Annotated in this window: 20 protein-coding genes; 11 read left to right on the forward strand and 9 right to left on the reverse strand. The window is 66.7% G+C overall.

Annotation, left to right across the window (positions count from 1 at the left end; genetic code table 11):
• Positions 1–3: 3 nt before the first annotated feature.
• Positions 4–1,386, reverse strand: a complete 1,383-nt coding sequence (locus ACSFA8_RS07360) for an aminopeptidase P N-terminal domain-containing protein (protein ID WP_435478839.1) — start codon at positions 1,384–1,386, stop codon at positions 4–6.
• 134 nt (positions 1,387–1,520) lie between these two features.
• Here ACSFA8_RS07360 and ACSFA8_RS07365 point away from each other — a divergent pair, with 134 nt between their 5' ends.
• Both ACSFA8_RS07365 and ACSFA8_RS07370 read left to right on the forward strand, forming a co-directional pair.
• The gene (locus ACSFA8_RS07365) at positions 1,521–3,494 is read left to right on the forward strand and encodes a hypothetical protein (protein ID WP_435478840.1); all 1,974 of its coding nucleotides are present in this window, start codon (positions 1,521–1,523) and stop codon (positions 3,492–3,494) included.
• Between the two features lie 268 nt (positions 3,495–3,762).
• The gene (locus tag ACSFA8_RS07370) at positions 3,763–6,321 is read left to right on the forward strand and encodes a hypothetical protein (RefSeq protein ID WP_435478841.1); all 2,559 of its coding nucleotides are present in this window, start codon (positions 3,763–3,765) and stop codon (positions 6,319–6,321) included.
• On the opposite strand, the gene ACSFA8_RS07375 is transcribed toward ACSFA8_RS07370, so the two are convergent.
• Positions 6,318–7,052 carry a nucleotidyltransferase family protein gene (locus ACSFA8_RS07375; protein ID WP_435479208.1) on the reverse strand — a complete coding sequence of 245 codons (735 nt, stop codon included), beginning with the start codon at positions 7,050–7,052 and terminating at the stop codon, positions 6,318–6,320. The two genes, ACSFA8_RS07370 and ACSFA8_RS07375, sit on opposite strands and share 4 nt — an antisense overlap.
• An 11-nt stretch (positions 7,053–7,063) precedes the next feature.
• Positions 7,064–7,453 carry an S-adenosylmethionine decarboxylase family protein gene (locus ACSFA8_RS07380; protein ID WP_435478842.1) on the reverse strand — a complete coding sequence of 130 codons (390 nt, stop codon included), beginning with the start codon at positions 7,451–7,453 and terminating at the stop codon, positions 7,064–7,066.
• 109 nt (positions 7,454–7,562) lie between these two features.
• On the opposite strand from ACSFA8_RS07380, the gene ACSFA8_RS07385 reads away from it, so the two are divergent.
• The gene (locus tag ACSFA8_RS07385) at positions 7,563–9,683 is read left to right on the forward strand and encodes a transketolase family protein (protein WP_435478843.1); all 2,121 of its coding nucleotides are present in this window, start codon (positions 7,563–7,565) and stop codon (positions 9,681–9,683) included.
• 33 nt (positions 9,684–9,716) lie between these two features.
• Entirely contained in the window at positions 9,717–10,715 is a 999-nt protein-coding gene (gene gap, locus ACSFA8_RS07390) for a type I glyceraldehyde-3-phosphate dehydrogenase (RefSeq protein WP_435478844.1), read from the forward strand.
• Positions 10,716–10,942: 227 nt separating this feature from the next.
• Here the strand turns inward: gap and ACSFA8_RS07395 are convergent, their stop codons facing one another.
• The 3 genes from ACSFA8_RS07395 to ACSFA8_RS07405 all read right to left on the reverse strand — a co-directional run bounded on the left by ACSFA8_RS07395 (position 10,943) and on the right by ACSFA8_RS07405 (position 12,511).
• Positions 10,943–11,533 (reverse strand): hypothetical protein, encoded by a 591-nt coding sequence (locus tag ACSFA8_RS07395; RefSeq protein WP_435478845.1) that lies wholly within the window; start codon positions 11,531–11,533, stop codon positions 10,943–10,945.
• A 17-nt stretch (positions 11,534–11,550) separates the two neighbouring features.
• The gene (locus ACSFA8_RS07400) at positions 11,551–12,120 is read right to left on the reverse strand and encodes a hypothetical protein (protein ID WP_435478846.1); all 570 of its coding nucleotides are present in this window, start codon (positions 12,118–12,120) and stop codon (positions 11,551–11,553) included.
• 82 nt (positions 12,121–12,202) lie between these two features.
• A complete protein-coding gene (locus ACSFA8_RS07405; RefSeq protein ID WP_435478847.1) occupies positions 12,203–12,511 on the reverse strand; it encodes a putative quinol monooxygenase in 309 nt (102 codons plus the stop codon).
• Positions 12,512–12,745: 234 nt separating this feature from the next.
• Here ACSFA8_RS07405 and ACSFA8_RS07410 point away from each other — a divergent pair, with 234 nt between their 5' ends.
• Positions 12,746–13,861, forward strand: coding sequence for a YihY/virulence factor BrkB family protein (locus tag ACSFA8_RS07410; RefSeq protein WP_435478848.1), 1,116 nt, complete (start codon positions 12,746–12,748; stop codon positions 13,859–13,861).
• Positions 13,862–13,943: 82 nt separating this feature from the next.
• On the forward strand, positions 13,944–14,702 hold the full coding sequence (locus tag ACSFA8_RS07415; RefSeq protein WP_435478849.1) for a S1 family peptidase: 759 nt from the start codon (positions 13,944–13,946) through the stop codon (positions 14,700–14,702).
• A gap of 9 nt (positions 14,703–14,711) precedes the next feature.
• Here ACSFA8_RS07415 and ACSFA8_RS07420 read toward each other — a convergent pair whose 3' ends face one another.
• From ACSFA8_RS07420 to ACSFA8_RS07430, 3 genes are all read right to left on the reverse strand, one after another.
• On the reverse strand, positions 14,712–15,044 hold the full coding sequence (locus tag ACSFA8_RS07420; RefSeq protein ID WP_435478850.1) for a hypothetical protein: 333 nt from the start codon (positions 15,042–15,044) through the stop codon (positions 14,712–14,714).
• Positions 15,045–15,163: 119 nt separating this feature from the next.
• On the reverse strand, positions 15,164–15,382 hold the full coding sequence (locus ACSFA8_RS07425; protein WP_435478851.1) for a SlyX family protein: 219 nt from the start codon (positions 15,380–15,382) through the stop codon (positions 15,164–15,166).
• A 5-nt stretch (positions 15,383–15,387) separates the two neighbouring features.
• On the reverse strand, positions 15,388–16,485 hold the full coding sequence (locus ACSFA8_RS07430) for a pirin family protein (RefSeq protein WP_435478852.1): 1,098 nt from the start codon (positions 16,483–16,485) through the stop codon (positions 15,388–15,390).
• A 100-nt stretch (positions 16,486–16,585) separates the two neighbouring features.
• Here ACSFA8_RS07430 and ACSFA8_RS07435 point away from each other — a divergent pair, with 100 nt between their 5' ends.
• The 5 genes from ACSFA8_RS07435 to ACSFA8_RS07455 all read left to right on the forward strand — a co-directional run bounded on the left by ACSFA8_RS07435 (position 16,586) and on the right by ACSFA8_RS07455 (position 21,996).
• The gene (locus ACSFA8_RS07435) at positions 16,586–18,112 is read left to right on the forward strand and encodes a CYTH and CHAD domain-containing protein (RefSeq protein ID WP_435478853.1); all 1,527 of its coding nucleotides are present in this window, start codon (positions 16,586–16,588) and stop codon (positions 18,110–18,112) included.
• 43 nt (positions 18,113–18,155) lie between these two features.
• Positions 18,156–18,770, forward strand: a complete 615-nt coding sequence (gene trhA, locus ACSFA8_RS07440; RefSeq protein WP_435478854.1) for a PAQR family membrane homeostasis protein TrhA — start codon at positions 18,156–18,158, stop codon at positions 18,768–18,770.
• 193 nt (positions 18,771–18,963) lie between these two features.
• Positions 18,964–19,377 carry a hypothetical protein gene (locus tag ACSFA8_RS07445; protein WP_435478855.1) on the forward strand — a complete coding sequence of 138 codons (414 nt, stop codon included), beginning with the start codon at positions 18,964–18,966 and terminating at the stop codon, positions 19,375–19,377.
• Positions 19,378–19,580: 203 nt separating this feature from the next.
• On the forward strand, positions 19,581–20,336 hold the full coding sequence (locus tag ACSFA8_RS07450; protein WP_435478856.1) for a class II aldolase/adducin family protein: 756 nt from the start codon (positions 19,581–19,583) through the stop codon (positions 20,334–20,336).
• 94 nt (positions 20,337–20,430) lie between these two features.
• A complete protein-coding gene (locus tag ACSFA8_RS07455) occupies positions 20,431–21,996 on the forward strand; it encodes an ABC transporter substrate-binding protein (protein ID WP_435478857.1) in 1,566 nt (521 codons plus the stop codon).
• The last annotated feature ends 1 nt before the right edge of the window (position 21,997 follow it).

Below are 21,997 nucleotides of genomic sequence, written 5' to 3' on the forward strand. Positions count from 1 at the left end.
GACTCAGCGCATCAGCGCTTCGATCTCGTCCGCCTTCACCGGCACGCCGCGCGAAATGAGCTCGCAGCCGCTGTCCGTCACGATCGCGTCGTCCTCGATGCGGATGCCGATGTTGTGGAACTGTTCCGGCACGCCCTCGCCCGGCCGCACATAGATGCCGGGTTCGATGGTCAGCACCATGCCGGGGTGCAGGATGCGGCTGGGGCGGTTCTTGATGATCTCGTTCGACAAGGGATCCTTGCGTTCGCTCACTTCGCCGACCTGCGTCGGCTCCACATAGCTGCCGCAGTCGTGCACGTCCATGCCGAGCCAGTGCCCGGTGCGGTGCATGTAGAACGGGAAGTAGGCACGCTGCTCGATCACGTCGTCGACGCTGCCGACCTTGTCGGCGTCGAGCAGGCCCACGTCCAGCATGCCCTGCGCCAGCACGCGGACCGTGGCATCGTGGGGGTCGTTGAAGCGCGCGCCAGCCCTGGTTGCCGCCACGGCCGCTTCCTGGCTGGCCAGCACCAGGTCGTACAGCACGCGCTGCGGGCCGCTGAACTTGCCGTCGGCCGGAAAGGTGCGCGTGATGTCGCTCGCGTAGCCGTCGAGTTCGCAGCCGGCGTCGATCAGCACCAGCTCCCCGGCGCGCACCGGTGCCGCATCGGCACGGTAGTGCAGCACGCAGGCATTGGCGCCGGCCGCCACGATCGAGCCGTAAGCCGGGCACTGCGAACCGCCGAGGCGGAACTCGTGCAGCAGTTCGGCGTCGAGGTGGTACTCGCGCACATCCTTGCCCTCGCGCAGCATGCGAGCGCTCACTTTCATCGCGCGAATGTGGGCGCGGGCGCTGATTTGCGCCGCGCGGCGCATCACGTCCTGCTCGTGCGCGTCCTTCACAAGCCGCATCTCGTCGAGCGGGCCGCACAGGTCGCGCTGCTCGTCGGGGCACAGCGCGCCGTAGCGCACGCGGGCCCGCACCGACGACAGCCAACCGTCAATGCGTGACTCCAGCCCCTTGTGCGTGGCAAAGGGATACCAGACGGTGGTGCGGTTCTCAAGCAGCCTGGGCAGCTGAGCGTCGAGTTCGCCGGTCGCGAAAGCCTGGTCGACCCCGAGGGCTGCGGGCGCCGCATCGGGGCCCAGGCGATAGCCGTCCCAGATCTCGCGTTCCAAGTCCTTCGGCGCACAGAACAACGTCGAATTTCCGTCGCCGGTCAGCACCAGCCAGGCGTTCGGCTCGGCAAAACCGGTGAGGTAGTAAAAGTAACTGTCGTGGCGATAAAGGAACTCGCTGTCGCGGTTGCGGGCGCGTTCAGCCGCGGTCGGAATGACGGCGATTCCGTCGCGACCCAGTTGCGTGGCCAAGCGGGCGCGGCGATTTTCGTAGAGGGTTGAGGTCATCCCCGGACGATGCCACAGCTCTGTAACAAGCGCTTGTTGTGTAGGAGCACATCCCGAAAGGATTTGAAAAAAACATTGCCCCGAGCATAGTCATGCATGTAAAAACCGCACAAGTCAATCAGAGGACAAGCAAATTGAAAGTAAGAAATTCGGCAATCCTGCTGCCATGGATCGCAGCGGTCGCACTTGTGGGTTGTGGGGGTGGGGGTGGTGGTAGCGGTGGCGGTGGCGGCTTCAGCGCAGTAGGGCTGAGCAGCACGACCGCCACCGGCGCAGCCGCCACAGGTACCGGAACGGGGTCGTCGGGCACGGGCGCTGCGGTTGCAGGCCCGGCGCAGCCGAACGACATCGCCGACACGTCGTTCACCATCTCCCCGGAAGCCTACAAGGCCATGGCGCCGCAACTGAGCAAGGACGCAGGCATTGCGTACCGCTACGGTTCGCCGTCGACCGTCAGCGTCAGCACCGAGTATTTCAAGCGGGCGGACACCGAGTTTACCGCAGCGCAGCAGCCGCTCGCCGGCAATGGCACCCGCACGCACTGGCAGGTCGGCGGCCCTCCCACGGTCAGCGCGGATTGGTACTTCTCGATCATGGCGAACGCGGCCTTCGTCGCCGACAACCCGGCAACGAGCCCGGGCGTGTCGGTGTACCAGCAGCTCGCAGCGGGCAACAATGTGCTGTCGCAGAAGCCCGAGCTCAGCTGGATCTACCCGGACGGCATCGTCGACCCGAACGCGGCCGACTTCCAGCGCCAAGGCCTGGCGGCCAACAACCCGGTGGCGATGGCTCGCTGCGCGGGCCGCCCCGGCTGGTGCGTGCAAGGCATCGTGGCCTACCAGAGCGGGCTGATCGCCAATGCGCGCGGCAGCAACAACGCGCTGAACGAGGTCACCACCCAGCTGGAAGCCGGCATGGTGCCCACGGGCCTGGCTGTCACCAACAGCGGCGAGTTTGCGCTGGTCACCGTGTGGGACACCGTCAACGTGCGTGGACGCGTGGCCGTCATCGCGCTGGCGGGCCTGTGCAACAGCTGCACGCCGGCGCAGCCGACCAAGGAGACCTTCTGGGGTGAGTGGAACGCGACCTACCCGGGGCTGCAGAACCTGGGCAACTACGCGTTCATGAAGGTGGTGGGCTACATCGAGCTGCCCGACATGAAGGCGCCCACGGAGATCAGTGCCACCACCGGCGTGAACCCGTGGACGGGCTATGGCCAGACTACCGCCGACCGCGACAGCCTGAACCTGAGCACCGAGAGCAATCGCCAGAGCTTCATCAGCGGCGGCAACGTCAACGCGTATGCCAAGACCGGTGTGGCGGTGGTGATCTCGAAGTCCGAGCGCAAGGCCACCTTCATCGACCTGAAGCCGCTGTTCGCGTACTACAAGAAGATGTACTTCGGCACGCTGAGCGATTTCAACCAGACCAAGAACGTGGGGCAGGCTGCCAACCAGTGGCCGTTCACCTTCGCCAACACGGGCGAGCAGATGCCCACGATCATCAAGACGGTCAGCCTGGCCAATGCTCCCACGGCGGTGAAGGCCAGCCTGTGGAACACGCCGCGTGCGTGGATCGCCACGCAAGACGGCGTGCTGCACACCTTCGGGCTGGGCAACTACCTGTCGCCCACCGCGACCGGCACGGCCTCGGAAGTTGCCGAGACCGGCAGCTTCGGTGGCATCGGTGCAAATCCCACGGGCCTGACCTACTTCCGCAGCACGGTGGGCAATGCCGGCAACGACATCAACAACAAGCTGATCGTCGTCTCGCGGGGCGAGCGCAAGGTCACCTGGGTGGACGTCAACAGCGGCGCCGTCGAGCGCACGCTGCAGGACAAGAATCTGATCGACCCGATCTCGGCCGACGACAACGAGGGTGGCGGCACCTATACGCCGATGCTCTCGATCGCCGACTACAGCGGCAAGGCGATCTCCAACTACCGCTATGGCGTGCTGTACCTGCACCCGGGCTTCGCGGCCTGCCAGCAGGCCAGCGGGGGCTGCCCGACGATCAATGCGAGTGGTGGTGCCGCACCGTTCGAGTTCGGCGGCAGCCTGATGCTGCCCGGCAAGGCGTTTGGGGTCGCCGGCAGCAATGTGCCCTGAAACCTCTTTCCTCCTCCCCCCCCCCTTTTTCTGACGATCCCGGCGCGCGCCGGAGGCTGTCGCGTGGTCGCGCATGACCACGGCGACGGCGGTGCAGCGCTCTTCTATTTTTCCATTCATTGGTGAGAACATGCATATTTTAAAAACCGTGACCTGCGCGGCGGCAGCAGCATTTTTGGCGAGTTGCGGAGGCGGGAGTTCCGGCTCCGGCCTCGGGTCTGGCAGCGGCATTTCGCTGGGCGCAGAAAAAGCCGCGGATTCACCCGCGGTGACTGCAGCGGCGGCGCAGGACACTGCATCCGTCAAGCAGGACGCCGTCCTGCGCAAGGCGCTCGACTCGAGCTGGACACAGGTGGCCTCCGAGAACGAAACCTTCACGCTCGCGTCCGCCACGGTCGTGCAGTACGGCTCCGATGCGGGCTGGGCCAGCAAGACGCTGTCGGGTGCAGTTGAGTGCACCAACGCGGAGTTCGGAGATCCGGCGCCGATGACGATCAAGGGCTGTTTCGTGCAAACCGGCGCTGCACCGGCGCCAGCGCCTGCGCCTGCGCCAGCACCCACGCCCGGTGCACGCCTCGCGGCAGAGAACCAGAACTTCACGGTCGCCAGCGCAACGCTCGTGCAATACGGCTCGGGCACCCGCTGGGTCCAGCGGACCGTCTCCGGCACTGGCACCTGCAGCAACACGTACTTCGGCAGCGATCCCGCACCGCAAACGTTGAAGGAATGCTATGCGGTGAGCGCCGCACCGGCCCCTGCGCCGGCGCCTGCGCCCGCACCGGCCCCTGCGCCGGCTCCCGCACCTGCGCCCGCACCGGCCGCCGGCGCCAAGATCGCCGACGAAGGCCAGTCGTTCACGCTCGGTGCCGGGGCGGTCGTGAAATACGGCTCGGGCACCAGCTGGGTTCAGCAGACCGTCTACGGCATGGGCACCTGCAACAATGCCTTCTTCGGCAGCGATCCGGCGCCGCAAACACTGAAGGCGTGTTTCATGGTCGGCGCGGCACCAGCGCCCGCACCCGCTCCGGCACCAGCGCCTGCACCCGCACCCGCACCCGGCGCCGGTGATATCGTCGACTCGTCGCTCAATGTGATCCCAGCCTCCTACCGCGCCATGGCGCCGCTGTTGAGCAAGGACGCGGGCATTGCCTACCGCTACGGTTCGCCGTCGACCGTCAGTGTCAGCACGCAGTACTACAAGCGGCCGGACAATGTGTTCACGAGATCTCAGCAGCCACTCGCAGGCGATGGCACCCGCACCAGCTGGCAGGTCGGCGGCCCTGTCACGGACGGCGCGGATTGGTACTTCTCGGACATGGCGAACGCGGCCTTCGTCGCCGACAACCCGGCAACGAGCCCGGGCGTGTCGGTGTACCAGCAGCTCGCAGCGGGCAACAACGCGCTGTCGCAGAAGCCCGAGATCAGCTGGATCTACCCGGACGGCATCGTCGACCCGAACGCGGCCAACTTCCAGCGCCAAGGCCTGGCGGCCAACAACCCGGTGGCGATGGCTCGCTGCGCGGGCCGCCCCGGCTGGTGCGTGCAAGGCATCGTGGCCTACCAGAGCGGGCTGATCGCCAATGCGCGCGGCAGCAACAACGCGCTGAACGAGGTCACCACCCAGCTGGAAGCCGGCATGGTGCCCACGGGCCTGGCTGTCACCAACAGCGGCGAGTTTGCGCTGGTCACCGTGTGGGACACCGTCAACGTGCGTGGACGCGTGGCCGTCATCGCGCTGGCGGGCCTGTGCAACAGCTGCACGCCGGCGCAGCCGACCAAGGAGACCTTCTGGGGTGAGTGGAACGCGACCTACCCGGGGCTGCAGAACCTGGGCAACTACGCGTTCATGAAGGTGGTGGGCTACATCGAGCTGCCCGACATGAAGGCGCCCACGGAGATCAGTGCCACCACCGGCGTGAACCCGTGGACGGGCTATGGCCAGACTACCGCCGACCGCGACAGCCTGAACCTGAGCACCGAGAGCAATCGCCAGAGCTTCATCAGCGGCGGCAACGTCAACGCGTATGCCAAGACCGGTGTGGCGGTGGTGATCTCGAAGTCCGAGCGCAAGGCCACCTTCATCGACCTGAAGCCGCTGTTCGCGTACTACAAGAAGATGTACTTCGGCACGCTGAGCGACTTCAACCAGACCAAGAACGTGGGGCAGGCTGCCAACCAGTGGCCGTTCACCTTCGCCAACACGGGTGAGCAGATGCCGAAGGTCATCAAGACCGTCAGCTTCGGAAACTCGCCGACGGCGGTGAAGGCCACCTTGTGGAACATGCCGCGTGCGTGGATCGCCACGCAGGACGGCGTGCTGCACACCTTCGGGCTGGGCAACTACCTGTCGCCAACCGCAACCGGCACCCCCGCCGAAGTTACGGAAACCGGTGTCATGGCGATCGGGCAGAACGTGACGGGCCTGACCTACTTCCGCAACACGGTGGGCAATGCCGGCAACGACATCAACAACAAGCTGATCGTCGTCTCGCGGGGCGAGCGCAAGATCCAGTGGCTCGATGTCAACAGCGGCGCCATCGAGCGCACGTTGCAGGACAGGAACCTGATCGACCCGATCTCGGCCGATGACAACGAGGGTGGCGGCACCTATGCGCCGGTGATCTCGATCGCCGACTACAGCGGCAAGGCGATCTCCAACTACCGCTATGGCGTGCTGTACCTGCACCCGGGCTTCGCGGCCTGCCAGCAGACCAACGGGGGCTGCCCGACGATCAATGCGAGTGGCGGCGCCGCACCGTTCGAGTTCGGCGGAAGCCTGATGCTGCCCGGCAAGGCGTTCGGGGTCGCCGGTGCGAACGTGCCTTAAGGCATAGCAGTCGGTTCGTCCGGCACGGTGCGGTTCAACGCCGCAAGCCGTTCCGGCGTGCCGACGTCAGTCCAAGGGCCTGGGTAGCGTTCTGCGCTAACCAGGCCCTTTTTCATGGCCGCACGCAACAGCGGCGCCAGCGCGGCCCGGATGCCCTGCGGGTTGCCCGCGGCAATCTCGCTGTAGGGTGGCGCGAACAGCGCGTCACGGTACAGGCCGATGGTCGAGAAGGTCAGGCGCTGCGGCGCATCGTCGAGCGCAAGCCCTTCGGGCGACAGTCCGAAATCACCGCGCGGGTTGTGCGCGGGGTTGGGCACCAGCCACAGGTGGGCCAGCATCCCGCTTGCCGCGAAGCGTGCGACGGCCTCCTGCGTGAAGCGGAAGCCCGGCGCGAACACATCGCCGGCCGCCACCCAGAAAACTTCGCCCAGCAATGGCAGCGCACGCACGATGCCGCCGGCGGTCTCGAGCGCGCCACCGAAGTCGCGTCCCTCGTGGGAGTATGAAATGGACAGCCCGCCATGCCCCTCGAGCATGTGCCGGGGGCCGAAATGGCTTGAAATCCGGTCGCCCAGCCAGGCGGTATTGACCACCAGTTCGGTGAAGCCTCCGGCCGCCAGCGCCTCCATCGGCCACTGCATCAGCGGCTTGCCGCGCACCTCCAGCAGGGGCTTGGGCGTGACATCCGTCAGCGGCCGCATGCGCTCGCCGCGACCCGCGGCGAGGATCATCGCCTTCGCAGTCACGCGTTCACCGCAGCAAGGCTGCCCCGCGCCAGCGCATGCCGCTCGGCATGGCCGGGCCGAAACAGCGCGAGCAGCGCGGACATCAGCGCGTGCGCCTTGGCCGAATGGTCGCCGCCGAAATTGCAGACGTACACATCCAGCGTCACGGCGCGCTGCTCCGGCCAGGTATGAATGCAGAGGTGCGACTCGGCCAGCAGCACAGTGGCCGTGACGCCACCCGGGCCCTGCGGCGTGGCGGGAAAGCTGTGGAAGAGGCGGCCCACGCCCTGCAGGCCGACGGCCTCGACCGCCTTCAGGCATGCCGCGCCGAGCGCTTCGGCATCGAGCAGCCAGTGCGTCTCGCACTGGCAATCGTGAAGGTCGGCGGTGAGGTGCAGTCCATGCATGGCCGGCACTCTAGCAAAGGACAAACCGGGGGTCTGCGGAAGAAGCACCCCCCCGCTCGCTAAAATCGCGGGTTCCCCCCAACCCCCTCCTCCTCGAAAGCCTTCCCAAATGGCCAACCAAGCCTTGATGGCCAACGCGATTCGCGCGCTGGCAATGGACGCCGTCCAACTCGCGAACTCCGGCCACCCGGGCGCGCCGATGGGCATGGCCGACATGGCAGTGGCGCTCTGGGGCGATCACCTGCAGTTCAATCCGGCCAACCCGCACTGGGCCAATCGCGACCGCTTCATCCTCTCGAACGGCCACGCGTCGATGCTGTTGTACGCGGTGCTGCATCTCACCGGCTACGAGCTGCCCATTGACGAGCTCAAGCACTTCCGCCAACTGCACAGCAAGACCCCGGGCCACCCTGAAATCGACGTGACGCCGGGCGTCGAAACCACCACCGGTCCACTGGGCCAGGGCATCACCAACGCGGTCGGCTTCGCGCTGGCCGAGAAGCTGCTTGCGGCCGAGTTCAACCGCAAGGGCCACCAGGTCGTCGACCACCACACCTACGCCTTCCTGGGCGACGGCTGCATGATGGAAGGCATCAGCCATGAAGCGGCCGGGCTGGCCGGTGCATGGCGTCTCGGCAAGCTGATCGCGCTATACGACGACAACGGCATCAGCATCGATGGCCAGGTCAAGCCCTGGTTCATCGACAACACCAAGGAGCGCTTCGAGGCGCATGGCTGGAACGTGATCGGCCCGCTCGACGGCAACGACGCGAAGGACGTGTCGAAGGCCATTGCCAAGGCGAAGAAGGACGGCGAGAGCGACCAGCGCCCCACCTTGATCATCTGCAGGACGCAGATCGGCAAGGGCAGCCCGAACCGCGCCAACACCGCCAAGGCCCACGGCGAGCCGCTCGGCGCCGAGGAAATCGCGCTCACGCGCAGCGCGCTGCAGTGGCCGTATGCGGCCTTCGAGATTCCGGCCGAGGTCTATGCCGACTGGGACGGCAAGGCCCGCGGCGCGAAGCAAGAAGCCGCCTGGAACGAGCGCTTCGCCGCCTACAGCGCGGCATATCCCGAACTGGCCGCCGAGTTCACGCGCCGCATGAAGGGCGAGTTGCCGAAGGACTTCAACCAGATCGCGTTCGACGCGGTGGTGTCGGCCCACACCAAGGCCGAGACAGTGGCCTCGCGCAAGGCCTCGCAGATCGCGCTCGAGTTCTTCACCGCCGCGTTGCCCGAGATGCTGGGCGGCAGCGCCGACCTCACCGGCTCCAACCTCACCAACACCAAGAGCACTGCGCCGCTGCGCTTCGACGCGAAGACCGGCGACGTCGTGCTCGGTGCGCCGCACGAAACGGCCAAGCAGGGCGCAGAAGACGAAGCCCAGCCCGCCAGCAGCACCGACAACGCCGAGCCACCGCACGGCGTGATCGGCCGCCACATCAATTACGGCGTGCGCGAGTTCGGCATGGCCGCGGTGATGAACGGCGTCGCGCTGCATGGCGGCTACATCCCCTATGGCGGCACCTTCCTCACGTTCAGCGACTACAGCCGCAATGCGATCCGCATGGCCGCGCTGATGAAGCACCGCGTGATCCATGTGTTCACGCACGACTCCATCGGCCTTGGCGAAGACGGCCCGACGCACCAGTCGATCGAACACGCGGCGTCGCTGCGCCTGGTTCCGAACCTCGACGTCTGGCGTCCGGGCGACACCGCCGAAACCGCGGTGGCCTGGGCCGTCGCGCTGCAGAACGCACGCCGTCCGAGCGCGCTGCTGCTGTCGCGCCAGAACCTCGCCTATTCGCCGAAGAAAGACCTGGCCGACATCAGCAAGGGCGCCTACGTGCTCAGCGAGCCGGCCGATGTCGGCTTGAAGAAGAAAGCCAAGGCCGTGCTGATCGCGACCGGCTCCGAAGTGCAGCTCGCGCTCGCCGCGCAGAAGCTGCTGGCCGAAAGGAAGATCGCGGTGCGCGTCGTCTCCATGCCTTCCACCAGCGTATTCGACCGCCAGAGCGCGGGCTACAAGAAGAGCGTGCTGCCGGCCGGCCTGCCCCGCATTGCGGTCGAAATGGGCGTGACCGACGGCTGGTGGAAATACGGCTGCGCGGCCGTGGTCGGCATCGACACCTTCGGCGAATCGGCGCCTGCGCCGGCGCTGTTCAAGCACTTCGCCTTCACGCCAGACAACGTGGCCGCCACCGTGCGCGCCGTGCTCGGCAAGAAGTAAACCAGTTTCTTACAACCATCCAGGAGCAAATCAGTGGCTATCAAGATCGGTATCAACGGCTTCGGCCGTATCGGGCGCATGGTGTTTCGTGCGGCCGTGCAGAACTTCAAGGAAATCGAAGTGGTCGGCATCAACGATCTGCTCGAGCCCGAATACCTGGCCTACATGCTCCAGTACGACTCGGTGCATGGCCGGTTCAGGGGTGAAGTCGCGGTCGAGGGCAACACCCTCATCGTCAACGGCAAGAAGATCCGCCTGACGCAGGAGCGCGACCCGGCCAACCTCAAGTGGAGCGACATCGGCGCCGACGTGGTGGTCGAGGCCACCGGCCTGTTCCTGACCAAGGAAACCGGCCAGAAGCACATCGACGCAGGTGCGAAGAAGGTCGTGATGTCGGCGCCCAGCAAGGACGACACGCCGATGTTCGTCTACGGCGTCAACGACAGCACCTACAAGGGCGAGGCCATCATCAGCAACGCCAGCTGCACCACCAACTGCCTGGCGCCCGTGGCCAAGGTACTGCACGACAAGTGGGGCATCAAGCGCGGCCTGATGACCACCGTGCACGCCACCACCGCGACGCAGAAAACCGTCGACGGCCCGAGCAACAAGGACTGGCGCGGCGGCCGCGGCATCCTGGAAAACATCATCCCGTCGAGCACTGGCGCCGCCAAGGCCGTGGGCGTGGTGATCCCGTCGCTCAACAAGAAGCTCACCGGCATGAGCTTCCGCGTGCCGACCTCCGACGTGTCGGTGGTCGACCTCGTGGTCGAACTCGAGAAGCCGGCGACCTATGCCGAAATCTGCGCCGAGATGAAGGCGCAGTCCGAAGGCGCGCTCAAGGGCGTGCTCGGCTACACCGAAGACAAGGTCGTCTCAACCGACTTCCGTGGCGAGCCCCGCACCTCGGTGTTCGACGCCGAAGCCGGCATCGCGCTGGACAGCACCTTCGTCAAGGTCGTGAGCTGGTACGACAACGAATGGGGCTACTCGAACAAGGTGCTCGAGATGGTGCGCGTGGTGGCCAAGTAAGGCCGACCAACCTTCGCTTCAGGAACGCGCCTTCGGGCGCGTTTTTGTTGGCGGCGCCGGCGGCTGCGCTCGGCGGTCAAGGTGATGCCCTTCGAGTCGCCGCGCTAGATCAGCGACACAGACGTGCGGGCGCTGCCGGCGATCGCGAAAAGCTGAATGGATTCAAAGCGGTTCAGCGCCAAAAAAAGAGCGCCTGGGGCGCGCTTCTTTCATGGGCAGGGCATCGCTCAGTGCAGCTTCTCATTGCTCCGGATTTCCTGTGCCAGTTTGGCGGTCACATCGGTGGCAGCGCGGTTCGCTGACAGGCCAAAGTTGCCCTTGAACTCGCTGAACTCCGCCACACCATTGCCGACGGCCTTGACGCGCGTCACCTCCACGCCCGATGCGTCGGTGATCGTGCATGCGATCTCGGTCTTGAAGATCGTTGGCGGCCAGGTGAAGGGCGATGGCGAGCTGGAATCGGTCTTGATCTCGGGTGTAAACACCAGCGCGGCGCCCGAGGTTTTGACGGCCTCGGCATCAGTGGCCGACTTCACCACGACCACGTCCTGGTAGACCGCACGCAGCGCGTCGCGGATCGACTTCTCCAGGTCGCGATACGGGTAGTAGCTCACGCGGTCGCCGCCACCGCCGGGGGTGATCACTTGTTTGCCGCGTTCCGCGTCGCTCAGCGCGTAGGCGACCTTCTTCGGGATCAGTTTCGACTCCACGCGCTCCGGTGCCGTTTCGGCATTCATCGAGATCGGATGGGCGCAGCCGACCAGTACGGCGGCGAACGCAAGGGCAGCGGCCATGCGGCCGAATCGAACGATGGACATGTCATTTCTCCTGATTTTTATTTGCCGATGGCGGCGATGAACTGGGGATCGGAATACACCTCGCGCAGCAGCGCGCGCACGAGTTGGGGATAAGCGGCCTGCCCGGCAGGAATTGCGACGATGCCGGCGAAGCTCGACTCGAAGCTGGTGTTGGCCTTGTAGGTCTTGCTGAGCTTCTTCTGCCCGTCGCGCATGATCGTCAGCGTGACTTCCATCGTGCCGGAGCCGGTGACGATGCTGCCCACGCTGATTTCGTTGGTGACGATCGTCGCGTCAAGCCGGGTCTTCGCGTTGGCGTCGTAAGCCGAGACTTCCTTGAGATCGCGGATCAGCGCGTCTTCCAGGTACTTCGCGAAGGTGCCGCTCGGTGATCCCAGGCCGGTGCCGCGCAGCGAGAGGTTGTTGACGCGATGGGCAGGGTCGGTCGGTTGCACCGTCGCGACCGACACCGGTGCCGGACGGCCGGCCTTGAGCCTATCGAGTGCTTCGTAGTCTGCCGCGTAGGGCGGCGCCTTTAGCTGGGCGCACCCCGTTGCCAGAATTGCCAGCGCGCACATTGCAGCGCCATGCAGGCGTGAAATCGCCATGATCCCCCTCCTCTGAATTTATTGGGAGAGGCGACGGTAACACACCGCAACAACTCATCCGCCGGAGCACGGCGCTCCAGTGTCAGACCGGTTCAAGCACGTGGATTGCGCGGCTCTCGGTCATCTCCTTGGTCTTCGCGCCATAAGCCGCCATGTGCGGCGCGACTGCGTGCGCCTGCAGCGCGGCCAGGCTCTCCCACTTCTCGACCACCACGAAAGTGTCCGCGCCGAAGCTGCCCTTGGAAGGCGGCATTCCGGCGGCGTCGACGGTTGCGACGTATTCGATGCAGCCTGCTTCGGCCAGCACGGCGGCGCGGTTGGCGGCAAAGAGTTCGAGCATGGTGGCGCGCTGGCCGGCCTTGGCGGTGATGACGGCGACGACGTGGATCATGGTGAAGCTGGCTCCGTTGGTTTGGACGAGGGAATGCGTCCCGGACTCTAGCCGAGGCCTCTGCCCTCGTCTGTCGCCCGCGCGGCCTGCCAGGGACACCCGGCCGCTCGCGATTGGCAGGGCAAGCGAAATTTCAGGGCTGTTGGCCTACCTGGAATTTCAAACTTGGCGCATGGAGGCACGGCGTGGCGGGCGCGACAGTTCTTTCGTCCAAACGCCTCGCTGTCGCACACCATGAATCCCAAATATCTCTTCGACCTGTCCCGCAAGGCGGTCAGCGCGTGGGTGGATGACTTCGCGCCGAGCATGGGCGCGGCGATTTCGTACTACACGATATTTTCGCTGGCGCCCCTGCTGGTGATCGTGACCGCCATCGCCGGTGCACTGTTCGGCCGAGAGGCCGTGCAGGGCGAGATCGTCGGCCAGCTCACCGGGCTGATCGGGAGCGAAGGCGCGATCGCGGTGCAGGGTCTTGTGCGCAGCGCGAGCGAGCCGGCCAAGGGCCTGGTCGCCGGGCTGCTCGGCGTCGGCATCCTGATCATCGGCGCCACCACGGTATTCGCCGAGCTGCAGAGCGCGCTCGACCGGATCTGGCACGTGCCCGAGAAAGACAAGCCGAAGGGCGTCTGGGCGCTGCTGCGCGCCCGGGTGCTGTCATTCGGGCTGATCCTGGGCCTGGCCTTCCTGCTGATGGTGTCGCTGACGGTCAGCGCGGTGCTGGCCGCGTTCGGCAGCTGGGCCGGCGGGCTGATGCCCGGCTCGGAGCTGCTGCTGCAGCTCCTCAACGTGGCGATCTCGCTGGCCGTAAGCACGGCACTGTTCGCGATGATCTTCAAGCTGATGCCGACCGCGCCCATTGCCTGGCACGACGTGTGGATCGGCGCGATGGTCACCGCGGTGCTGTTCGAAGTCGGCAAGGCGTTGATAGGCCTCTACCTCGGCAAGAGCGGCGTCACCGAATCATTCGCGGCGGCGGGCTCGCTGGTGGTGGTGCTGGCCTGGGTGTACTACGCGGCGCAGATCTTCCTGTTGGGCGCGGAGTTCACCAAGGTCTATGCGAATGAGCACGGCTCGGTGGCGGGTGCAAAGGCGATGGTCGCCACCGAGGCTACGGCCACGATGGCGGCGGCCGGCACCGACGCGCCGCCTGCAGCGGTAGCGACATCGGCGCCCGACGGCGCGGCCCTGGCACACGCCACCGCCGCACAGCGCGAAGTCGCACAGCGGCTGCAGGTTGCCACCCGGACGCTGACCCAACAGGTCGCCGTGTTCGCCGCGGTGACGCTGGCCAGCGCCGTGGTGTCGCGCTGGCAAAAACGGCAGCGCAAGGCGGCACGGCGGCAGCATTGAGCACGGCCGGCGAGGTTGTGGTGTTCAATAGATGGGTGACCGGTGCGCGATCCTGCAGCGCCGGCCCCTTCGAAAGACTGCCATGGCCGAATCGCTGCTTCTCACCACCGCCCGCGTTTCGACTTTCGATGGCGACCAGCTCCTCACCGGCGCCAGCGGCTTTTTCTTCGAGCGCGACGAGCGGCTGTTCTTCGTGACCAGCCGGCACGTGGTGGTGGACGCGCCGACCAAGCACTTTCCCAACCGCATCGAGATCGAGCTGCACACCGACGCGGTCGATCTCACGCGCTCGTTCTCGGTCTCGGTCTGGCTGTATGCGGACGGCAAGAGCGTCTGGCGCCAGGGCAGCGACATGGGCGGCGAGATCGATGTCGCGGTGATCGAAATTTCGCGCGCCGCGATACCGGCATCGACCGCGATGTTCTGTTTCACGCCCGCGCACCTGCAGCGCTCGCTCGACGAGGTGGAGGTCGGCAGTGTGCTTCTGGTGGTCGGCTTCCCGCTCGGCTTTCACGACGTGGTGCATCACCTGCCGGTAGTGCGGCAGGCCGTCGTCGCGTCGTCGTTCGGCATCCGGTTTCAGGGCCAGGGCTTCTTTCTGACGGATGCGCGCACCCACCGCGGCACGAGCGGTGCGCCGGTCGTGATGCGGGTTCCGGCCGGCGGTGGCCCGCTGCCATGGAAGCTGCTCGGCGTGCATTCGTCGCGCATGGACATGCGCACGCGCGACCTGATGCTCGACGAGTCGCTCGGCCTCAACTGCGCCTGGTACGCCGACATCCTGCTCACGCTGACCGGGCCCGGTGCCGTGGTGGCGAAGGTCACGGCGCCCGTGGCCTGACTGCGGCGCTTACGGTTTCGGCGACGGCTCGTTCGGCGACGGCTCCTTCTCGCGCCGGCTCTTGTCGAGGGCGCGCTCCAGCGCCTGCTTGGCGTTTTCGGCGTCCTGCTTCACTTGCGGCGACTTCGCGAAAGCAACGGTCTTGTCGCGCGCCGTCTCTGCCAGTTCGGCCGCCTTCTTGGCAGCGGCGATGGCCGCCGCTTCGGTCTTGTCGACGGCCGCGTTGACCTGCTCGCGCGAAGGTTCGTTGCCGGCGCGATCGGTGCAGGCCGTGAGTGCCAGCGCGGCGGCGACCAGCAGGCCGAGCGTCAGTTTGCTGCGAATGGAATTGGAAAGGGTCATGCCGAGAGGCTAGTGCCGGGCGACGGCGCCGGCCAAACATCCAGGCCGCAAACGGCTGTAGGACGCGACACCCGCCGGGCACAACGCGTTACAGCGCGTGCAGGGCGTTCGCCCGCAGGTCAGTAGTGCGGCGGCAGTTCGTCGCGCAGGTTGCGCGGGCCCCCGCTGCCCGCGTCGGTGCTCTGCTGGCGCAACTGCACCACCTGCTGAACCAGGCTATCGATCTGCTGCTGCTGCCGGTAGACCACCAGGTTGAGCTGGTCCAGCAGGTCTTCGGTGTAGCTCGCCTTGATCTCCAGCTCGGTCAGGCGGTGTTCGACGTCTTGCGGGTGTTCCATCCTGCCTATTTGACAGGAAGCGCTGCCGGCCGCTCCTCGCGCCCGCCCGGATGCCGTGCGAAGCGGGCCGGGTCGCGCCCGTGCACCGGTGCGTCGTCGGCCCAAGGCCAGCCGCCGAACTGGGTGCGGCGGTAGTCCTGCATGGTCTGCGCGATCTCGGCCTGCGTGTTCATCACGAACGGCCCGTACTGCACCACCGGCTCGGCGATCGGCCGGCCCTGCAGCACCAGGAACTCGGCGACTGCGTCGTTGCCGTTGACCAGCTCGACCGCTTCCGCGGCGCGCAGCTCGATCATCGCGTGCTGCGTCACGTCCTGGCCGGCCACGGCGACCGACGTGCCCTTGAAGAAATAGAGCGTGCGGCGCGTGCCCTCTCCGGTGGCGGCCGGCAGCGTCCAGCGCGCGCCGGGCGCCATGCGGATCGTCCAGATCGCCAGGTCGGCGTCGGGCTGCGCAGCCCAGGAGTCCGGCGGCGGCGCCAGTGGCCCGCCCTCGCCCGGCGCACCGTCGACCGGGCCGATGCGGCCGGCCACGCTCGACACTTCGGTGCTGCGGCCTTCGGCATCGGTGGCCGTGAAGTGCGGGATGTCCTCGGCCCAGAACATGGTGAAGTGCGGCGCCACCATCTTGTTGCGCGCCGGCAGGTTCAGCCAGATCTGGAACAGCTCGAGCGGGTTCGGCGCCGCGGCATCGAGCAGCGGGAACATCTCGGAATGCACGATGCCCTTGCCGGCCGTGAGCCACTGCACGTCGCCGCCGCCAAAGCGCGCCGCGGCGCCGAGCGAGTCGGAATGGTCGATCAGGCCCTTGCGCACCACCGTCACGGTTTCGAAGCCGCGGTGCGGATGCCCCGGAAAGCCCGGCACCGGGTTGCCGTGGTACATGCTCCAGCCGTCCTTGCGGCTGAAGTCCGAGCCGAGCTGGCGGCCGGCCAGCATCGCTTCGTCGACCGCCATCTCGCCGTTGCCCTGCGGATAGGCATCGTCGTGATACGCGCAGAACAGGAAAGGGTCGATCGTCTCCCAGGGGAAACCGAGGGCTTTGATCTGGAGGATCGGGCTGGCAGCAATCGTGGACACGGGGGCACTCCTTCTGTGAATCATTGAAATATGGGGGCGCCCACCCCGATGCGAAAGGGGTCGGCATGGGACGCAGCGACCTGCTGGCAGAACAATGGCCTTCTCGCCGTTACCCTCGCCCTCCATGGAAATCGAATTCAAATTCTGCATTCCGTCCGCACGCCTCCCGGCCGTCGAAGCCGCCATGCGCCGCGGCGCCGTGGTTCGCACGCGGCTGCAGGCGCGCTACTTCGACACCGCCGACCGCGCGCTGGCTTCCAGTGGCATGGTGCTGCGGCTGCGCAAGGAGGGCCGGCGCTGGGTGCAGACCGTCAAGGCCGCGGGCGACGGGCCCCTGCATCGCGAGGAGCACAACGTGGACCTCGGCGTCGCGCGCGCCGGGGTGGTGCCGGCGCCCGATGCGCAGCGCCACCACGGCACACCGGTGGGCGAGCGGCTGGCCCAGGTGCTGGCCGGGGCGCCGCTGGCCGAAACCTATGCCACCGACATCTGGCGGCTGACGCGCGACTTGCGTGCCGGCGCCAGCACCGTGGAACTCGCGCTCGACCTGGGCAAGGTGGTCGCGCATGCGGGCACGCCCGAGGCGCGAGAGTCGCCGGTGTGCGAGCTGGAACTCGAGCTCAAGCGCGGCCCGGTGGCCGGCCTGGTCGCCCTCGCCCAGCGCTGGTCGCAGCAGCACGGGTTGTGGTTCAGCACCGTTTCCAAGGCCGAGCGCGGCGAGCGCCTGCTGGCGGGCCTCGACGTGGTGCCGGCCGTCAAGGCGCTGCCGCCGCATTTTCCGATGCAAGACCTGCCACCTGACGGCCCGGCCGTGCAGCGCGCCGTCGTCGCGAGCTGCCTGGCGCAGATGCTGCCCAACGCCAGCGAGCTCGCGGCAGGCAGCGAGGACGAGGAGCAAGTCCACCAGCTGCGCATCGGCATCCGGCGCCTGCGCACCGCGCTGCGCGAGCTGAACGACCTCGCCCCGTCCGCTTTCGATGCGGCCTGGGAATCCCCGCTGGTCGACGCCTTTCGCGCGCTCGGCGCTCTGCGCGACCGCGTGCAGGTGGTGCAACACGTGGCACCTCAATTGCGCGAGGCCGGTGCGCCGGCCATTTCGCTGCCGCCCGAAAACGCGCCCGCACCCCCGGCGAGTGCGGCCGTGCGTGCGCCGGCTTTCCAGGCCGTTCTGGTGGCGCTGATCGGCTTCACTGCCGCTGAAGCTCAGGATGTGAGCGAGCCCTCGCTCAACTCCAAAGCCACGCTGCGTCTGCTGCGCAAGCACCTGCAGCAGCTGCACGAGAAGACGGTGCGCGACGGCAAGCGCTTCGAAACCCTGGCTGCCGAAAGCCAGCACCGGGCGCGCAAACGGCTCAAACGGCTGCGCTACCTGGGCGAATTCGTCGCGCCGCTGTTTATCGAAACCCGGGCGAAGCGCTACCTCGCACGGCTTGGCCCCGCGCAAGACGCGCTGGGCGAGTTCAACGACGAAGCAGTCGCCTGCGCGCTGTACCGCCAGGCGGTGGAACACGACCCCGGTGCCTGGTTCGCCGTCGGCTGGTTCAGCGCCCGGCGTCCGGCCGGGGCGCGGGCTTGCCGAAAGGCGCTGGGCGAAATCGCGGCCGGCCCGCGCTTCTGGCGGCGCAGGAAGCGCGAAGGCGGGGGCGACTGAGGTCTTCGCAGGCGCGTCACATGCCGCCGCCAGAATCGGCGCGATGTACCACGGCGAACGTTTCAACGGCTACACCCACCTGCTCGGCCTGTTGCTTGCCCTGCTCGGCGCAGGCCTGCTGCTCGGCAAGACGCTGCCGCACGGCGATGCGGCCCGGATCGCGGCGGCGCTGGTGTTCGCGCTGTCGATGGTGGCGCTGTACGCCGCGTCGACGCTGTTCCACAGCACGCGTGGGCGGGCCCGGCTGTTCTGGCAGCGCGCCGACCACTGCGCGATCTACCTGCTGATCGCGGGCACCTACACCCCTTTCGGCCTGGTGACGCTGCAGGGCCCGTGGGGCTGGGCCCTGCTGGCCGCGATCTGGAGCGTGGCGGTGTTCGGCATTTACCGGGAGTTGCGGCCCGGCGTCGGTGCCGCGCCGTCACTGGCGCTCTACATCGGCATGGGCTGGCTCGGCGTGGCCGCGGCAGCGCCACTGGCCGCACGGCTCGATGGCGGCGGGCTCGGCTGGCTACTGGCCGGCGCGGTGCTCTACACCGCGGGCACGGTGTTCTATCGCAACCGGCGCGGCTGGGCGCACGCGCACGGGCTGTGGCACCTGTTCGTGCTCGGTGGCACCGCCAGCCACTTCGTCGCTATCACGTGGTTTGTGCTCTGAAAGCCTAGAACTGTGGGGTGTACGCATCTTTTGCGCACCGGGCTGGCCGAGGTTTTGACATTGCGCAACATTTGCGTGACGTTTTGACGCTGAAGCCCTTCCGGTTGCGCTGCAACGCACCATTGTCGGTCTCGCTGTGCAAGACTGTCGTTGCGGTCAGGGAGCGATCAGCCACAACGCGGGGGCGGTTCTCATGCAAACAAACGATCTCAAATTGATCGAGCAGGCCAGAGTTTCGGTCGAAGAAGTCATCACGGCCAGGTATCTCGGCGTGCAGGCCGTGCCCACGCTCGCGCCAACCGACTTCGCCTTGCTGACGCCGTCGCTGCAGGAGGTGGAAATACGCATAGCCGAAGACAACGCGGACGGCAACCGCATGCGCGTGGGTCTTCACATGTGCCTGAGCGCGGCCAGCGTGGCGCTGCAGGTCGCCGCGAAACTCATGCACGACTTCCCGGATATGGCGCACGCCGAACGGGTCAAGGCGCTGCTCAAGTGCTCCGAAGACGCCATGGCGGCCGCCGACGCGGCGCGCCATGCCGCGTCCGTGCTCTCCGGCGAGGAACTGCCCGAAACCGAGGCGTTCTTCGAGAGTTCGCACTTCTAAGCCCTCTCGCTCCCCGCGATCGGTGCATCCACGCACCGCAACCACGCTGAATTCAGGGAAAACCCCTGAACGCAAGCGGGCCCACATCTTGCAAGCTGCTGTCCAAAGTTGACTGTCGACAGTTTGCACTTGCAAACGGACGGCCGATCCGGAGAAGCAGAGCCATGCCGCCGTTGCACGCCGTGGGCCCCTTGGCCCCCCCCATGTCCGATGCCGAGCGCCAGGTGCGCGAAGACCTGGCCGCCGCCTATCGGCTGGTCGCCTACCACGGCATGGACGACAGCATCTACACCCACATCTCGGCGCGGGTGCCGGGCCAGGACGGCCAGTTCCTGATCAACCCCTTCGGCATGCTGTTTCGCGACATCACCGCCTCGTCGCTGGTCAAGATCGACCTCGAAGGCCGCATCCTGGACGACTCGCCTTATGACGTGAACCCGGCCGGCTTCACCATCCACAGCGCGGTGCACGCGGCGCGCCACGATGCGGCCTGCGTGCTGCACACCCACACCGTGGCCGGCGTGGCGGTGTCGTCGCTGGCCGGCGGGCTCCAGCCCTGCAACCAGTGGGCGCTGCAGTTCTACAACCGGGTCGTGTATCACGACTTCGAGGGCATTGCGCTCGACGACGACGAGCGCGACCGTCTGGTGGCCGACCTCGGCCCGACCGCCCAGGCGCTGATCCTGCGCAACCACGGCCTCGTGACGCTGGGCCGCAACGTGTCCGAGGCTTTCATCCTCATGCTCAACCTCGAACGCGCCTGCCGCGTGCAGCTGGCGATCCAGTCGAGCGGCGCGCCGGTCTACCCGGTGTCGCCGGAGGTCTGCGAGAAAACTGCGCGCCAGTATGAAAGCGGCGATAGCACCCGCCTGCCTGGCACGCCCGACCCGAACGCGCGCGAGTGGCGCGCGCTGCTGCAGCGCATCGAGCCGGCGCCCGCGACCTCGTTCCGCCAATGAGGCGCGCGCAGCAGGCCTGAGCGCCCCGCGCCGCCTAGAAATTCGTCTCCCGTTCCTTCCAACCTTCCCTCGAGCCACAAGGAGTTCTGTCCCCATGAAACGTCGCAACCTCATCCAGCTGGGTGCCGCCGCCACCGGTCTGACGCTCGCGGGCGTGCCGCTGCATCTGTTGGCCGCCGGCAAGAAGGGCGGCGTGATCAACGCCGTCGTGCAGCCCGAACCGCCCAGCCTGATGGTCGGCATCACGCAGAACGCGCCGACCCAACTGGTCGCGGGCAACATCTACGAAGGCCTGCTGCGCTACGACGAAAAGGTCAACCCGCTGCCCGGCCTCGCAACCTCCTGGACCTCGAACAAGGAAGGCACGCTCTTCACCTTCAAGCTCAAGCCGGGCGTGCTGTGGCACGACGGCAAGCCCTTCACCTCGGCCGACGTGGTGTTCTCGGCCGACGTGTTCCTGCGCAAGACGCACGCACGCCTGCGGGCCAACCTGGCCGCGGTGGAAAGCATCAAGGCGCTCGACCCGCTCACGGTCGAGTTCAAGCTCAAGTACCCGTTCGGCCCGTTCCTCGGCATCTTCGAGGTCGGCAGCATGCCGATGATTCCCAAGCACATCTACGAAGGTACCGACTTCGCCACCAACCCGGCCAATGCCACGCCGATCGGCACCGGGCCTTTCAAGTTCAAGGAGTGGGTCAAGGGCTCGTACATCCAGCTCGTGGCCAACGATAAGTACCACATCAAGGACGTGCCGCTGGTCGAGAGCGTCTACTTCCACGTCATTCCCGACGCGGCATCGCGCGCCGCTGCGTTCGAATCGGGCAAGGTCGATGTGGTGCCGGGTGGCGCCGTCGAGTACTTCGACGTGCAGCGCCTGGCCAAGCTGCCGGGTGCCGCCGTCACCACCAAGGGCTGGGAGTTCTTCGCGCCGCACGCATGGGTGTGGCTCAACAACCGCAAGGCGCCGATGGACAACGTCAAGTTCCGCCAGGCGGTGATGTTCGCGATCGACCGCGAAGCCATCTGCAAGGTGGCGTGGCAGGGCTTCGCCAAGCCCGCGACCGGCCCGTTCAACAGCAACATCAAGTTCCACAGCACCGACGTTGCCAAGTACCCGCGCAATGTCGAGACCGCCAAAAAGCTGCTGGCCGAAGCCGGCTACAAGGGCGAAACCCTGCGCATGCTGCCGCTGCCTTACGGCGAGACCTGGACGCGCTCGGCCGAGATCCTGCGCCAGAACCTGTTGCAGGCCGGCATCAAGATCGAAATGGTCGCGACCGACGTGGCCGGCTGGAACCAGAAGCTCAACGAGTGGGACTACGACTTGGCCTTCACCTACGTCTACCAGTACGGCGACCCGGCGCTGGGCGTGGCCCGCAACTACACGACCAGCAACATCGCCAAGGGCTCGCCGTTCAACAACGTCGAGGGCTACTCGAACCCGAAGATCGACGAGTTGTTCGATGCCGGCGCGAAGGAAGCCGATCCCGAAAAGCGCAAGGCCATCTACCTGCAGGTGCAGAAGATCCTGCTGGACGATGTGCCCGTGGCCTGGCTGTACGAGATCAACTTCCCGACGCTGTACCGCACCAAGATCAACAACCTGGTGAGTTCCGCGATCGGCCTGAACGACAGCCTCGGCACCGCATCGATCGCGTGAC

Source organism: Variovorax nitratireducens (genome assembly GCF_051216545.1).
Classification (GTDB): Bacteria; Pseudomonadota; Gammaproteobacteria; order Burkholderiales; family Burkholderiaceae_C; genus Variovorax.